11 protein-coding genes are annotated in these 14,354 nt (G+C 71.6%); 8 read left to right on the forward strand and 3 right to left on the reverse strand.

Going from position 1 to position 14,354, the window contains the following annotated elements:
- Nucleotides 1-98 precede the first annotated feature (98 nt).
- Nucleotides 99-362, reverse strand: coding sequence for a WhiB family transcriptional regulator (locus tag ACIQFU_RS23545; protein WP_003975777.1), 264 nt, complete (start codon nt 360-362; stop codon nt 99-101).
- Between the two features lie 679 nt (nt 363-1,041).
- On the opposite strand from ACIQFU_RS23545, the gene ACIQFU_RS23550 reads away from it, so the two are divergent.
- The 4 genes from ACIQFU_RS23550 (at nt 1,042) to ACIQFU_RS23565 (ending at nt 4,970) form a co-directional block, all read left to right on the forward strand.
- Nucleotides 1,042-1,566 carry a cysteine dioxygenase gene (locus ACIQFU_RS23550; protein ID WP_402554127.1) on the forward strand — a complete coding sequence of 175 codons (525 nt, stop codon included), beginning with the start codon at nt 1,042-1,044 and terminating at the stop codon, nt 1,564-1,566.
- Nucleotides 1,567-1,610: 44 nt separating this feature from the next.
- A complete protein-coding gene (gene cofD / locus ACIQFU_RS23555) occupies nt 1,611-2,594 on the forward strand; it encodes a 2-phospho-L-lactate transferase (RefSeq protein ID WP_402554128.1) in 984 nt (327 codons plus the stop codon).
- Nucleotides 2,591-3,919: a coenzyme F420-0:L-glutamate ligase gene (locus ACIQFU_RS23560; RefSeq protein ID WP_402554129.1), complete on the forward strand. Its 1,329-nt coding sequence runs from the start codon at nt 2,591-2,593 to the stop codon at nt 3,917-3,919. Before cofD ends, ACIQFU_RS23560 begins: the two co-directional genes overlap by 4 nt.
- Before the next feature lie 70 nt (nt 3,920-3,989).
- Complete coding sequence (locus ACIQFU_RS23565) at nt 3,990-4,970, forward strand: DNA-3-methyladenine glycosylase family protein (protein WP_402554130.1); 981 nt, start codon at nt 3,990-3,992, stop codon at nt 4,968-4,970.
- A 170-nt stretch (nt 4,971-5,140) separates the two neighbouring features.
- Here ACIQFU_RS23565 and ACIQFU_RS23570 read toward each other — a convergent pair whose 3' ends face one another.
- Complete coding sequence (locus ACIQFU_RS23570) at nt 5,141-6,226, reverse strand: sugar phosphate nucleotidyltransferase (RefSeq protein WP_402554131.1); 1,086 nt, start codon at nt 6,224-6,226, stop codon at nt 5,141-5,143.
- Between the two features lie 104 nt (nt 6,227-6,330).
- Nucleotides 6,331-7,614 carry an N-acetylmuramoyl-L-alanine amidase gene (locus ACIQFU_RS23575; RefSeq protein ID WP_402554132.1) on the reverse strand — a complete coding sequence of 428 codons (1,284 nt, stop codon included), beginning with the start codon at nt 7,612-7,614 and terminating at the stop codon, nt 6,331-6,333.
- A 139-nt stretch (nt 7,615-7,753) separates the two neighbouring features.
- Here ACIQFU_RS23575 and ACIQFU_RS23580 point away from each other — a divergent pair, with 139 nt between their 5' ends.
- The 4 genes from ACIQFU_RS23580 to ACIQFU_RS23595 all read left to right on the forward strand — a co-directional run bounded on the left by ACIQFU_RS23580 (nt 7,754) and on the right by ACIQFU_RS23595 (nt 14,146).
- Nucleotides 7,754-8,518: a TIGR03089 family protein gene (locus ACIQFU_RS23580; RefSeq protein WP_402554133.1), complete on the forward strand. Its 765-nt coding sequence runs from the start codon at nt 7,754-7,756 to the stop codon at nt 8,516-8,518.
- 576 nt (nt 8,519-9,094) lie between these two features.
- Nucleotides 9,095-10,282, forward strand: coding sequence for an LCP family protein (locus ACIQFU_RS23585; RefSeq protein ID WP_402554134.1), 1,188 nt, complete (start codon nt 9,095-9,097; stop codon nt 10,280-10,282).
- A 266-nt stretch (nt 10,283-10,548) separates the two neighbouring features.
- Nucleotides 10,549-12,252 carry an LCP family protein gene (locus tag ACIQFU_RS23590; protein ID WP_402554135.1) on the forward strand — a complete coding sequence of 568 codons (1,704 nt, stop codon included), beginning with the start codon at nt 10,549-10,551 and terminating at the stop codon, nt 12,250-12,252.
- Nucleotides 12,253-12,460: 208 nt separating this feature from the next.
- On the forward strand, nt 12,461-14,146 hold the full coding sequence (locus ACIQFU_RS23595; protein ID WP_402554136.1) for an LCP family protein: 1,686 nt from the start codon (nt 12,461-12,463) through the stop codon (nt 14,144-14,146).
- The last annotated feature ends 208 nt before the right edge of the window (nt 14,147-14,354 follow it).

Here is a 14,354-nt window from a genome sequence, read left to right on the forward strand (position 1 = left end):
GCGGCCCGCCGCCTGTGGACAACCCACCGGCGACGGGCCGTTCCCGCTGCTGGGACCGCTGCTCGGGCCGTTTCCGCCGCCGCCTCGGACCGCGGCGCTCAGACCGCGGCCTTCTTCAGACGGCGGCGTTCTCTCTCGGACAGGCCGCCCCAGATGCCGAAGCGCTCGTCGTTGGCAAGGGCGTACTCGAGGCATTCGGAGCGGACCTCACAGGCGAGGCAGACCTTCTTGGCCTCGCGGGTGGAGCCGCCCTTCTCGGGGAAGAAGGACTCGGGGTCGGTCTGGGCGCACAGTGCGCGCTCCTGCCAGCCGAGCTCCTCGTCCGCGTCGTCGACCAGCAGTTGCTGCACCAGCTCGGTCATGTGCGCCCCTCGTCTGTCTTTCGCGTCCCCGTGATCCAGCCGTTATCGATTCCGGCTGAACGACACGAGTGAAATTACAAGTGTGCTGCTCCGGGCGAGTCAAGCCGAGATCTGCTATTGGGCTCCTTATTCACTCTGCGGAACCAAGGCAATGCAGTAAGTGTTCAAATCGCCATAAACCTTGACATAGCGATGAGACCCTCCGGGAGGTCCGTCCCGTTCAACACCTGCACCAGGAAGGACGCCCCGGCGATCGATCCCGTTCCGATACACGCGCCGAAGCGAACCAGATCACATTCGGGTCACGGGATCGCAACGGGGGGTTGTGCGCCCGGCTTGTGCGCCATGTGTCCCGGAACCCGTCTGAGCAAACCTTTCGGCAGGACGATCAACCGGATGAGGTGAAACATGTCCCACATAACGGGCATCGAGTTGACAGTGCTGGTGTGAACCGCTGTCCTTGTGGGCATGCTCGCGAACTTGGCGCTCACCTCGACCCGCACCGCCGGGTCCCACGGTGCTGCCCGCGCTCGCTGTAGCTGTTCCAGCTGTTGAGCCGACCGCGCTCCGGCTGTCCCCGAGTCCACGCGACTCGACTGCTCCGTTCCCGCCCCACCAGGGCGTTCTTCGTCACTCGCCCCGCTCCGCCGCACTCTTCCGCCGAGGAACCACGCACCCCATGAACAGCGACAGCGACCTCCAGATCGCCGGCGACATCCTCGAAGTCCCCCACCTCCTGCAGCCTCCGCGCGAGCACCCGGCCACCGTCGCCGAGTTCGCCGGCCTGGTCCGCGCCGTCGCCGCCGACCGCTCCGAGTGGGAGCACCTCGTCCGCTACGACGCGACGACACGCTGGTACCACCGGCTGCGCACCGGCCCCGGGTACGAGGTCTGGCTGCTGTCGTGGGTGCCGGGACAGGGCAGCGGACGCCACGACCACGGTCCTTCCTCCGGCGTGTGGACGGTGCTGGAGGGCACCCTCACCGAGCGCACGGAACGCGGCACGCGCGCGTTGGAGGCCGGTACGCAGCGCGTGTTCGCGCCGGGCCACGTGCACGAGGTGGTCAACGACGCGCTGGAGCCGGCGGTCAGCCTGCACGTCTACTACCCGGGCCTGACCGAGATGCCGATGCACTCCCCGCAGTGCTCGGCCGCAGCCGGGCGGGACACCGGCGCCGACGCCGACGTCGCGCCGGCACGGTGACGACTGGCTGACGCACTGTCGTACCCGCCTGCAAGACTGGGCCCATGCGCATTGTGGTTCTGGCAGGCGGCATCGGCGGTGCCCGGTTCCTGCGTGGTCTGAAGCAGGCCGCGCCGGACGCGGACATCACGGTCATCGGCAACACCGGGGACGACATCCACCTCTTCGGGCTGAAGGTCTGCCCGGACCTCGACACGGTGATGTACACGCTCGGTGGCGGCATCAACGAGGAGCAGGGCTGGGGGCGGGCCGACGAGACCTTCCATCTCAAGGAGGAGCTCGCGGCCTACGGCGTGGGGCCCGAATGGTTCGGCCTCGGCGACCGCGACTTCGCCACACACATCGTGCGGACCCAGATGATCACCGCGGGCTTTCCGCTCAGCGCGGTGACCGAGGCACTGTGCGACCGCTGGAAGCCCGGCGTACGGCTCATCCCGATGACCGACGACCGTGTGGAGACGCACGTGGCGGTCACGTTGCCCGACAGCGGCTCCGCCGCGGGGCCCGGCGAGCGCAAGGCGGTCCACTTCCAGGAGTACTGGGTGCGCCTGCGCGCCTCCGTCCCCGCCGAGGCGGTCGTGCCGGTCGGCGCCGAGCAGGCCAAGCCCGCGCCCGGTGTCCTGGAGGCCATCGCGGAGGCGGACGTCATCCTCTTCCCGCCCTCGAACCCGGTCGTCTCGGTCGGCACGATCCTCGCCGTGCCCGGCATCCGGGAGGCGATCGCCGACGCCGGGGTGCCGGTCGTGGGCCTGTCCCCCATCGTCGGCGACGTGCCCGTGCGCGGGATGGCCGACAAGGTGCTCGCCGCGGTCGGCGTGGAGTCCACGGCCGCCGCCGTCGCCGAGCACTACGGCTCGGGACTGCTCGACGGCTGGCTGGTCGACACCGTCGACGCGGACGCCGTCACCCGCGTGAAGGCCGCCGGGATCCTCTGCCGCGCCGTACCGCTGATGATGACCGACCTCGACGCGACGGCGCAGATGGCCCGTGAGGCGCTGACGCTGGCCGAGGAGGTGCGGGAGGCGTGAGCGGGCCGACGCGCGACGACGAGTCCGGCCGCGGGGACGGCTACCGGGTGTGGGCCCTGCCCGGACTGCCCGAGGTGCGGCCCGGGGACGATCTGGCCAAGCTGATCGCGGCCGCCGGGCCGGCGCTGGCCGACGGGGACGTGCTGCTCGTCACGTCCAAGATCGTGTCCAAGGCGGAGGGCCGGATCGTCGAGGCCGCCGACCGCGAGGCCGCGATCGACGCGGAGACGGTACGGGTGGTGGCCCGGCGGGGTCCGCTGCGCATCGTGGAGAACCGCCAGGGCCTGGTCATGGCCGCGGCCGGAGTCGACGCCTCCAACACCCCGTCCGGGACCGTACTGCTGCTGCCCGAGGACCCCGACGCCTCGGCGCGCGGCATCCGCGAGGGGCTGCGCGACACGCTCGGCGTGAACGTCGGGGTGGTCGTCACCGACACGTTCGGGCGCCCCTGGCGGGCCGGTCTCACCGACGTGGCGATCGGCGCCGCGGGCGTCCGCGTCCTCGACGACCTGCGCGGCGGCACGGACACGCACGGCAATCCGCTCGGCTCCACCGTCGTCGCCACCGCCGACGAACTGGCCGCCGCCGGTGACCTGGTCAAGGGCAAGGCCGCGGGCCTGCCCGTCGCCGTCGTGCGCGGGCTGCCGCAGGTGGTCGTCGCCGAGGGCGAGGGCGCGCGGGCGATGGTGCGCGGCGCGCGCGACGACATGTTCCGCCTCGGCACCTCGGAGGCGGTACGGCAGGCGGTCGCCCAGCGCCGTACGGTACGGGCCTTCACGGACGAGCCGGTCGACCCCGGTGCCGTGCGCCGGGCGGTGGCCGCGGCCGTGACCGCGCCGGCGCCGCACCACACGACGCCGTGGCGGTTCGTGCTCCTGGAGTCCGAGGACTCCCGCACCCGGCTGCTGGACGCGATGCGGGACGCCTGGATCGCGGACCTGCGGCGCGACGGCAAGAGCGAGGAGTCCGTCGCCAAGCGCGTACGGCGCGGCGACGTCCTGCGCAACGCGCCCTACCTCGTCGTCCCCTGCCTGGTCATGGACGGCTCGCACACCTACGGGGACGCTCGCCGCGACGGGGCCGAGCGGGAGATGTTCGTGGTCGCCACCGGCGCGGGCGTGCAGAACCTGCTCGTCGCGCTCGCCGGGGAGCGGCTGGGCTCCGCGTGGGTGTCCTCGACGATGTTCTGCCGGGACGTCGTACGCGAGGTGCTGGGGCTGCCGGACGACTGGGATCCGATGGGGGCGGTGGCGGTGGGGCATCCCGCCGAGGAGCCGAAGGCGCGGCCGGAGCGGGACGCGGGGGCGTTCATCGAGGTGCGGTGACGCCTCTACCCTCGTAGGGGCTCACTCCCGCTTCTTCCCGCTCTTCCCACTTCGCCCAAGGATCTCACCCGTGGCAGGACGTTTCGCTCCCCGGCCCCCTCGCGCCACCGTGCGCGGCGGGATACCCCGGCAGGCGCCCGCGCCGGGGCGGGTCCGGGTGTGGGTGCCGGACGGGCCGCTGGACCTGGGACTGGTGCTCGGGCCGCTGCGGCGCGGGCCGGGCGATCCGACGTTCCGGACGATGCCGGACGGGTCGGTGTGGCGGGCCAGCCGGACGCCCGCCGGGCCGGGCACGCTGCGGGTCACCGCGCGCGGCGGCGAGGTGCGGGGCGAGGCCTGGGGGCCGGGGGCCGAGTGGCTGCTGGAGCAGCTGCCGCGGATGCTGGGCGCCGGGGACGACCCGTCCGCGTTCGTGGCGCGGCACCGACTGCTGGCGTTCACGGCGCATCGGCGTCCGGGGCTGCGGCTGGTGCGGACCGGGCTGGTGCTGGAGTCGTTGATCCCCTCGATCCTGGAACAGAAGGTCACGACGCTGGAGGCGTACCAGGCGTGGCGACTGCTCGTGCGGAAGTTCGGGGAGCCGGCGCCGGGGCCCGCGCCCGGACGGATGTGTGTGATGCCGGCGGCGCGGACGTGGGCGCTGATCCCGTCCTGGGAGTGGCATCTGGCCGGGGTGGACGACAAACGGGCGTCTACGGTCCTGCGGGCCGTGCGGGTCGCTGCGCGGCTGGAGGAGGCGGCGGGGATGGAGCCGGTGGCGGCGCAGGAGCGGCTGGAGGTTCTGCCGGGGGTCGGGCCGTGGACGTCGGCGGAGACCGTGCAGCGCAGTCATGGGGCGCCGGACGCGGTGACGGTGGGGGATCTGCATCTGCCGGGGATCGTGGGGTTCGCGCTGGGCGGGGACCGGTATGCGGATGACGCGGAGATGCTGCGGCTGCTGGAGCCGTATGCGGGGCAGCGGCATCGGGCGGCTCGGTTGGTGTTGTTGAGTGGGCGGGTGCCGGGGCGGCGGGCGCCGCGGATGGCTCCGCGGGGGATTGAGCGGCTGTAGGTGGTCCGGGGTTCGGTCGGCACCCGGCGTGGGTGTCGGCCGCGGGGTGGGGTGCGTGGCCCGGCGTTGCGGGGTGCCTCCCCCAGTGCCTGAACGGCCTGGGAGGTACCCCCACCGCCCACCCGTGCCGCCCCGGCGGCACGACTGCCCGCAGCTGTGCGGCTGCGCGGTTATGAGGCGTCCGGGGAGAAGCGGAGGGCTGCTGCGGGGATGCGGGCGTCGCACCAGATTCGGGCGCCGGAGCGGAGTTCGTTGTCGGCGCCGATGACCGCGCCGTCACCGATGACCGTGTCGGCGAGGACCGAGCGGGTGCCGACGCGGGCGCCGGTGCCGATGAGGGAGTCGGTGATGACGGCACCCGGCTCGATGACGGCGCCCGGCAGGATCGTGCTGCCGAAGACGCGCGCCCCCTCCGCCACGAAGGCGCCCTCGCCGACCACGGTGCCACCGGCCAGCTTGGCGTCGGCCGCGACCCGCGCCGTGGGCAGGACGAGGCGGTCGCCGCAGCGGCCCGGTATCGCCGGGGACGGGGCGCGGCCCAGGACCAGGTCCGCCGAACCGCGGACGAAGGCCGCCGGGGTGCCCAGGTCCAGCCAGTAGGTGGAGTCGACCATGCCCTGGAGGTGCGCGCCGGTGGCGAGGAGCTCGGGGAAGGTCTCGCGTTCGACCGAGACGGGGCGCCCCGCCGGGATCGTGTCGATGACCGAGCGGCGGAAGACGTACGCCCCCGCGTTGATCTGGTCGGTGACGATCTCCTCGGGGGTCTGCGGCTTCTCCAGGAAGGCGAGCACCCGGCCCGCGCCGTCCGTGGGGACCAGGCCGTACGCCCTGGGATCGGTGACCTTGGTCAGGTGCAGGGAGATGTCGGCGCCCGTCGTCTCGTGGGTGCGGACGAGTGCGCCGATGTCCAGGCCGGTCAGGATGTCGCCGTTGAAGATGAGGACCGGGTCGTCGAGGCCCGAGTGCAGCCGGGACGCCACGTTGCGGATCGCGCCGCCCGTGCCGAGCGGCTCCTCCTCCGTGACGTACTCGAGGTGCAGGCCCAGCGCCGAGCCGTCACCGAAGTACGGCTCGAAGACCTCGGCCAGGTAGCTCGTCGCGAGCACGATGTGCTCGACGCCGGCCGCCTTGGCCCGCGCCAGCTGATGCGTGAGGAACGGCACTCCGGCCGCCCGGACCATGGGCTTGGGCGTGTTCACCGTGAGCGGGCGAAGCCGCGTGCCCTTGCCGCCGACCAGGAGGATCGCTTCTGTCACCTGTCGTCTCTGCTTCCTGCCGGGACCGGCCGAACTGTCTTTCGGCGGGCCAGTGTATGCAGACCGTTCCGTGGTGCCTTCGACGACCGTGCGGTGGTGTGCCCTCAGCGGCCCTGGTACGTCGCCGCCTTCGCCCGGGTCGCGCCGAGCTTGGCGTAGAGCTTCTTGCCGGGGCAGTTCGTGGCGAAGCCGTCGCGGTGACCGGAGATGACGTTCAGTCGTACCTTCTTGCCCTTCGGGTAGAGATTGCCACCCCCGGACTTCAGGTATGTCTTCCCGCGCGGATTCATGCCGTAGAGCCCGACCTTCCACGCGGTGAGCCGGGCGATCGACTTCAGGGCGGCCGACGACGGCTTCTTCGAGCTGTACGTGCCGAGCACGGCGATGCCCATGCTGTTGGAGTTGAACCCCAGGGTGTGGGCGCCCAGTACCGGCTTGGACACGCCGCCGGCCCGGCCCTCGTAGACGTTTCCGCACTTGTCGACGAGGAAGTTGTAGCCGAGGTCGCGCCAGCCCATGCTGTTGACGTGGTAGCGGTAGATACTGCGGATGACCGACGGCGCCTGTGAGCAGCGGTAGTTGTTGCCGGTGTCCGAGTGGTGCACGAAGGCCGCCTTGACCTTCTTGGTGTACACGAAGCCCTTCTCGCGCAGCTTCTCGTCGGCGCCCCAGCCACGGCGTGTGGTGATGCGCGGGCGAGGGCCGGCGTGCGGCTTGGCCTTCTGCCGTGCGGGAAGCGCGGGGAGTACGGCGGGTTCGGTGGCCTCGGTCCGCGCGCGGTTCGTCGGCGGCGGGGCGGCCTCGCCGGGGTCGACGAGTTCGAGGCGCAGGCCGCCGGGGAGCCGAGCGCCGGCCGGGGCGGTGCGCGGCTCCCCGGCGGCGGGGACGGTTTCCGCCCGTACCCGCACCTCCACGCCGTCGGACTCGCCCACCCACAGGGGTGCGGTGGCGCCGCGTACGCGGCCCGAAGTGCTCTCGGGGGTGCCCGGGTCGGCGGCGTGGTCGGCGTTGTGGGTCTCCAGCTCCCGCCATCCCGACCAGGTGCCGGTCGCGGTGGCCCGGGTACGGACCTCGACGCGGCCGTGGAGTTCGGTGGCGGGGTCGTCCCAGACGACGCCGACGAGCGAGAAGTGCCGTACGTCGCGGCGGGACAGGCCCTGTTCGGCCGCGCCGGGTGCCCGGTCGCGGGCGAGGGAGGTGAGGGGCAGCGACTGGGTGCCGCCGGGGGCGTACGCCTCGGGCCGTGCGGTCGGACTCGTCACGGGCCGTGCGGCCGGGCTCGTCGCGGGTGGCGCCGAGGAGGTGGTCGCTGCCGCGGGCGGGGCGAGCGGGAGGGCCAGGGCCGCCGCGCACGTGACACCGGTCGAGGAAGCTAGGAATCCACGCATGCCCCTGATTTTGTACATCGTCAGACAAATATGTCTATTTGGGATCTGACGGGCCGTAGGGTCTTCTCGTCCGATCCGGTGGTGGTGCGGTCCGTCGGCCGCTGCGTGCGCGGTGCCGGGCCCGCGTACGCTTGCGCGGGTGAACGCGACCGACCGCACCCCTGCCGACCTGCTGAGTTCCGCGCTCGCCGCGGACCCGGGACGCCCCCTGGTGACCTTCTACGACGACGCCACGGGCGAACGCGTCGAACTGTCCGTGGCCACCTTCGCCAATTGGGTGGCCAAGACCGCCAACCTCCTCCAGGACGAACTGTCCGTAGAACCCGGCGACCGGGTGGCGCTGCTGCTGCCCGCGCACTGGCAGACGGCGGTGTGGCTGCTGGCGTGCGCGTCGGTGGGCGTCGTCGCGGACGTGGCGGGCGATCCGGGGGCGGCGGACGTGGTGGTGAGCGGGCCGGAGCCGGAGTCGCTGGAGGCGGCGCGGGCGTGCTCCGGGCCGCGGATCGCGCTGGCGCTGCGACCGCTCGGGGGGCGGTTCGCGCCGGCGCCGCCGGTGGGCTTCGCCGATTACGCGGTGGAGGTGCCGGGGCAGGGGGACCGGTTCGTGCCGTACGCGCCGGTGGATCCGGAGGCGGCGGCGCTGATCGTGGCCGGGCGGGAGTTCAGCGGGGCGGAGGTCGTGGAGCGGGCTCGGGCGGAGGCGTCGGGGCTGGGGCTCACGGGGCCGGGGGCGCGGATTCTGTCGGGGTTGCCGTACGACACGTGGGAGGGGTTGAGCGCGGGGTTGTACGGGCCGCTGGCGAGTGGGGGGTCGGTGGTGTTGTGCCGGCATCTGGAGCTGGCGGGGGCGGGTGTGGTGGATCAGCGGATCGAGGCGGAGCGGGTTTCGGCGACGGCGCGGTGAGGTTCTGCGGGGTGTTGGTGGGCCGGGGTTGAGGTGACGCCGGTGTGTCGGTGACCGGTGCCCGGCCTGCGCCCGGTGTCGGTCTCGGCGCGGGGTGGGGCGCGTGGCCCGGCGCCGACCCGTGCTCGGCGTCGGCCTCGGCGTGAGGTGGGGCGCTGACCCGGCGCCGACGGGGCGCCGCCTGCGCCCACCCGTGCCGCCCCAGGCGGCACGAATGCCCGCAGCTCAGCGGGCGGGCGAGGGGGATGCCCGCAGCTCAGCGGCGGGTGGTGAGGGGGATGCCCGCAGCTCAGCGGCGGGTGGTGAGGGGGATGCCCGCAGCTCAGCGGACGGGGAGGAACGCCCGCAGCTCAGCGGACGGGGAGGAACGCCCGCAGCTCAACCGGCGAGGGAAACGACCGCAGCCCGACGGTCCCAGGCGGCACGAATGCCCGCAGCTCAGCGGGTGGGGGGCGGGTGAGGGGGAGGCCGCAGCTCAGTGGTGGGGGTGTGACCCGTTTGGGCTAGGTGCGTGCTGTGTTTGGGGGTTCGTCGGGGCATGGTCGTACCAGCGCGCGGGTGTGGACGGAGGCAGGCGTGGGCGATGACGCGGGTACGGCGGCCTCCGGGGAGCCGGCGCACGGGGCGTCCGCGAGCGGCCGTGGGCTGAAGTGGCGGCGGCGCAGGCGGCGGCTCGGGATCGCCGGGATCGCGGTCGTCGTGCTGGCCGGGGGTGCCTCGGCCGTCGGGTGGGCGGTGTACGCCAAGCTGAACGGCAACATCACCTCGGACGAGGCGGCGGCCACCGAACTCGCCCGGTACGAGAAGGAGCGGCCCACCTCACTGGTGCGCGGCGCGCAGAACGTGCTCCTGATCGGGTCGGACTCGCGGTCGGGCGACGGCAACTCCCGCTACGGCCGGGACTCCGGGACCGAGCGGTCGGACACCACGATCCTGCTGCACCTGGCGGCGGGCCGGGACAGCGCCACCGCCGTCTCCCTCCCCCGCGACCTCATGGTGAAGATCCCCGCCTGCCACCGCCCCGACGGATCACTCACCCAGCCGGTGTTCACGCAGTTCAACTACGCCTTCGCGACGGGCGGTTCGGCGTGCTCGATCCGCACGGTGGAGAAGCTGACCGGCATCCGGATCGACCACCACGTGGTCGTCGACTTCGAGGGCTTCAAGGAGATGGTCGACGCCCTCGACGGCGTCGAGGTGTGCCTGCGCAAGCCGGTCGACGACAAGGACGCCAAGCTGAAACTGCCCGCGGGCAGGGTGACCCTCGACGGGGAGCAGGCGCTCGGATACGTCCGCGCCCGGAAGTCGCTCGGCGACGGCAGCGACACCGACCGGATGGACCGGCAGCAGCGCTTTCTGGGGGCGCTCGTGAACAAGGTGCAGAGCAATGGCGTACTGCTGAATCCGGTGAAGCTGTACCCCGTTCTCGACGCGGCCACGTCGTCACTCACGACGGATCCGAATCTGGCGAATCTGCGCGGTTTGTACGACCTTGTGCGCGGGCTGCGCGGGATTCCCACGGAACGCGTGCAATTCCTGACCGTCCCGCGGGAGTCGTACGCGGGCGACGCCAATCGCGACCAGCTCGTGCAGCCCGACGCCGAGAAGCTGTTCACCCGCCTGCGGACGGACGAGCCCGTGACGATCAAGGCTGCCCGGCGGGATTCGACCGGCGGTACCGGGAATTCCGGTGAAACGGGCGCCACCGAGTCCCCGGCGCCGACGTTCAGCGGGAACACCGCCGACGAGGACATCTGCGAGTAAAGCGCATTCCAAGAAGGGGCAACTCCGAGTGCAAGGCGACATGCACGAACGGACAATTGTCCAAGAAATGCGCCGGATTGCCCAGTTGTAAGGTTCGTGGAATGCGTCACTGCCGTCGCCGCACGCCAGGCGGGGCGGTTAATGTGAGCGATCCGGTGTGCCCGGCCGCGGAGCTCTGCCCTGGCCACGCACTGAACTGACGTGAGCGAGACCGGGCGCCCGGAGGGGAGGGCGCCGCGTGGCCCCGACGGAGGATTCGGACGACCGTGGACGCGCAAGGGCGTGGGCAGGCGGAGGACATCGACCCCGCAGACCAGTGGGTACTCAATCCGGACACCGGCGACTACGAACTGCGACTGCCTTCTTCCGCACCGCAGTCGCCGGTCCCGGGTCCCCGCGGGGCCACGCCGACACCGGGCCGTGAGGTCCCCGCGCCCCGCAGACGCCGTGCCGCGCCCGAGGAGCCGCCGCCGGGACGGCGCGACCGCCGGCGGCCGGCGAAGAAGAAGGGGAAGAAGGGCAAGAAGATACTGCTGTGGACCGGCGGCACGATGGCGTTCGTCGTCCTCGCCGTCGGCACCGCGGGGTATCTCTACCTGGAGCACCTCAACGACAACATCGAGTCCCTCCCCGACGACGGCGCGAGCACCGGCGGGTTCCAGAAGGACCAGGCGATCAACATCCTGCTGATCGGCACCGACAAGCGCACCGGCTCCGGCAACGACGGCTACGGCGACAAGGGCAGCGCGGGCCACGCCGACACCACGCTCCTGCTGCACGTGTCCAAGGACCGCTCCAACGCGACCGCCCTCAGCATCCCCCGCGACCTGATCGTCGACATCCCCGACTGCCCGACCACGCAGGAGGACGGGAGCACCAAGGTCATCCAGGGCTCCACCGGCGTCCGCTTCAACCAGAGCCTGGGTCAGAGCGACCGCACGCCCAGCTGCACCATGCGGACCGTCACCGAGCTGACCGGGGTCAAGCCCGACAACTTCATGGTGGCCGACTTCAACGCGGTCAAGACCCTGTCCTCGGCGGTCGGCGGCGTCGAGGTCTGCCTGGCGAAGGACATCGACGACCCCGACTCGCACCTGAACCTGCCGGCGGGCAAGCACACGATCGAGGGCGAGGACGCGCTCGCCTTCGTCCGCACCCGGCACTCCGTCGGTTTCGGCGGCGACCTGAGCCGTATCGAGCTCCAGCAGCAGTTCCTCAGCTCGCTGATGCGCAAGCTGAAGTCCAACGACACGCTCACCAGCCCGACGAAGATGGTGAAGCTGGCCGAGGCGGGCACCAAGGCGCTGACCGTCGACGCCAAGCTGGACGACATCGGCAAGCTCAAGGACCTCGGTCTGGAACTGGGCAAGCTCAACACCGAGAACCTGACCTTCGCCACGGTGCCGGTGAAGGACAACCCGGCCGAGAAGACACCGGTGACCGTGGTCCTCAAGGAGGAGCCCGCCCAGCAGGTCTTCGACATGGTCAAGAACGACGTCTCCTTCACCGAGGTGAAGAAGAAGGAGAAGGAGAAGCGGAAGAAGGAGGACGCCGCGGTGGCGGCGCGTCTGGAGGGCGCGAAGTCCGAGCCCTCCGAGATCCGCGTCCGCGTCCTCAACGGCGGTGCCTCGTCCGGCAGCGCGGGGCGCGAGCTGACCTACCTCCAGAACCAGGCGGGCGTCACCAAGTCCGAGAACGCGGGCAACGCACCCGCGGACATCGCCGAGACCACCCTGGAGTACGCCCCCGACCAGGCCGACCAGGCCCGCGCCCTCGCCGAGATCCTCGGCCTGTCCGGCGCCGCCATGAAACCCGGCAAGAGCGTCACCAACTCCCAGGGCCTGCCCACCATGACCCTCACCCTCGGCAAGGACTTCAAGGGCGCAGGAGTCAAGCTCGACGCCGCATCCGGGGAGGCGCCGAAGGACCTCCAGAAGTCCACGGCGGACAAGGTGGAGTGCGCGAAGTGACCTGAGGGGTCCTACGTGCGTCTGACAGTACGACAGTCCATCGGTCGTCCGGTCCGCCGGTCGATCGGCCGAGCGGTCCGCCGGCCGATCGGTCCCCGGTGAACAATCCGCCGGTCGCCGTACAGCCAACGAGGGGCTTCGTACGTCCAACTGTGCGAACAGGTCGCGTGCACGAGCACGTTCGCGGGCCCGAGGGTGGGAGAGGGACATGACGCAGAGCAGTGTGCGCGGGGAGGGAACGCGACCGGACACCGTCCGGCACGCCCGCGGCCGGCGGACCGGTCGCGGCGGCCGGGGCGAGGGCTCCTCGGGACCGGACGGGCCGCAGGGCCACGGAGGCCGGAACGGCAGACGCTCCGGACGTCGCTCCGGGCGCCGGCACCGGGCGTTGAGGTGGTCCGCGACCACCCTCGCGGTGCTGATACTCGGCACGGCCGGCGCCGGATACCTCTACTACCAGCACCTGAACGGCAACATCGACAAGGGCGAGCGCAGCAGCGGCGACTCCAAGGCGCACAGGACCGAACCGAACGCGGCCGGCCAGACGCCCCTGAACATCCTGCTGCTCGGCTCCGACAGCCGGGCCTCCGACGCCAACGTCGCGCTGGGCGGCGGCAAGAACCACCGCGACAACCCGCCGCTGGCCGACGTGCAGATGCTGATCCACCTGGCCGCGGACCGCAAGAGCGCCGCAGTGGTGAGCATCCCCCGGGACACCCGGGTCGACATCCCCGCCTGCAAGGACCCCGACTCCGGGGAGAAGTTCCCGGCGACCAACGCCATCATCAACGGGTCGCTGGCCCGCGGCGGCGCCGGCTGCACCCTGGCCACCTGGGAGAACCTCACCGGGGTCTACATCGACCACTGGATGACGATCGACTTCGCGGGCGTCGTCTCCATGGCGGACGCCGTCGGCGGCGTCGAGGTCTGCGTGAACCAGAACGTGTGGGACCGCCCGCTGCCCGGCGTGCCCGGCGGCTCGGGCCTGAAGATGACGGCCGGCCCGCACAAGGTCAAGGGTGAGGAGGCGCTCCAGTGGCTGCGCACCCGGCACGCCTGGGGCAGCGACCCGCTGCGGGCGCGGGCCCAGCACATGTACATGAACTCGATGATCCGCACGCTCAAGAGCCAGAACGTCTTCACGGACGCCGGCCGGCTGATGGGCCTGGCCGAGTCCGCCACGAAGTCGCTGACGGTCTCCGAGGAGATCGGCACCGTCAAGAAGCTGTACGACCTCGGCACGCAGCTCAAGACGGTGCCCACGGACCGCATCACCATGACGACGATCCCCACCGTCGAGGACCCCGAGGACAAGAACCACCTGCTCCCGGCACCCGACGCCGACAAGATGTGGGCGATGCTCCGCGACGACGTGTCCTTCGACGACAAGGGCGGGAAGGGCAAGAAGAGCAAGAAGGACTCCGGCAAGGACGCCACCGGAGACGGCGACGCCGGCCAGACCTCCGACGAGCCCGCCGCCGACGCCGAGATCGGCGTCCTCGTCCAGAACGCCACCCGGTCGGCCACCCTCGGTCCGGTCACCGGCCGGGCCGGCGCGGTCGCCGAGACGCTGGTGGAGAAGGGCTTCGTGAAGGCCACGAAGGACACTTCGGCGGCGCTGTCCGAGGAGCGGACCGTCGTCCGTTACCCGGGCGAGGAGTTGGCGGGCGACGCGCGGCGCGTCGCCGAGACGCTGGGGATCCCCGCGAACGCGGTGCGCAAGTCCACGGACGTGTCCGGGATCACTCTCGTCGTGGGAGCTGACTGGCGCGACGGTTCGTCCTACCCGAAGCAGGAGACACCCGAGGCAGGGGACCTTCCGACGAACAGCGACGCCATCAACGGCTCGGACACCGGCAAGTGCATGGACGTCTACAAGCCCTACCGATGGTAGGAGTTCACGAAAATAGGAGGGAATGCCCTGTTGTAGGGGTGACGATCGTGACACCAGTGTCGTTCGACGCCGAACCGGGCGGATAGTGTGAGCGCTCCAATGGCTCCAGTGCCCCCCGCCGCGAGGTCCGCCCTGGCGTCGTGCACTTGTTGATTCTTTACCGTGCGCCTTCGCAGGAAGGTGCCGCGTGGCCCCCGACGGAGGATTG

It is taken from the genome of Streptomyces sp. NPDC093065, from assembly GCF_044754585.1.
In the GTDB taxonomy this organism is placed as follows: Bacteria; Actinomycetota; Actinomycetes; order Streptomycetales; family Streptomycetaceae; genus Streptomyces.

Coding starts and splice junctions, on each gene's coding strand:
- ACIQFU_RS23545 (WP_003975777.1), bottom strand. CDS start 362: ATGACCGAGCTGGTGCAGCAACTGCTGGTCGACGACGCGGACGAGGAG.
- ACIQFU_RS23595 (WP_402554136.1), top strand. CDS start 12,461: ATGACGCAGAGCAGTGTGCGCGGGGAGGGAACGCGACCGGACACCGTC.
- ACIQFU_RS23550 (WP_402554127.1), top strand. CDS start 1,042: ATGAACAGCGACAGCGACCTCCAGATCGCCGGCGACATCCTCGAAGTC.
- ACIQFU_RS23575 (WP_402554132.1), bottom strand. CDS start 7,614: ATGCGTGGATTCCTAGCTTCCTCGACCGGTGTCACGTGCGCGGCGGCC.
- cofD (WP_402554128.1), top strand. CDS start 1,611: ATGCGCATTGTGGTTCTGGCAGGCGGCATCGGCGGTGCCCGGTTCCTG.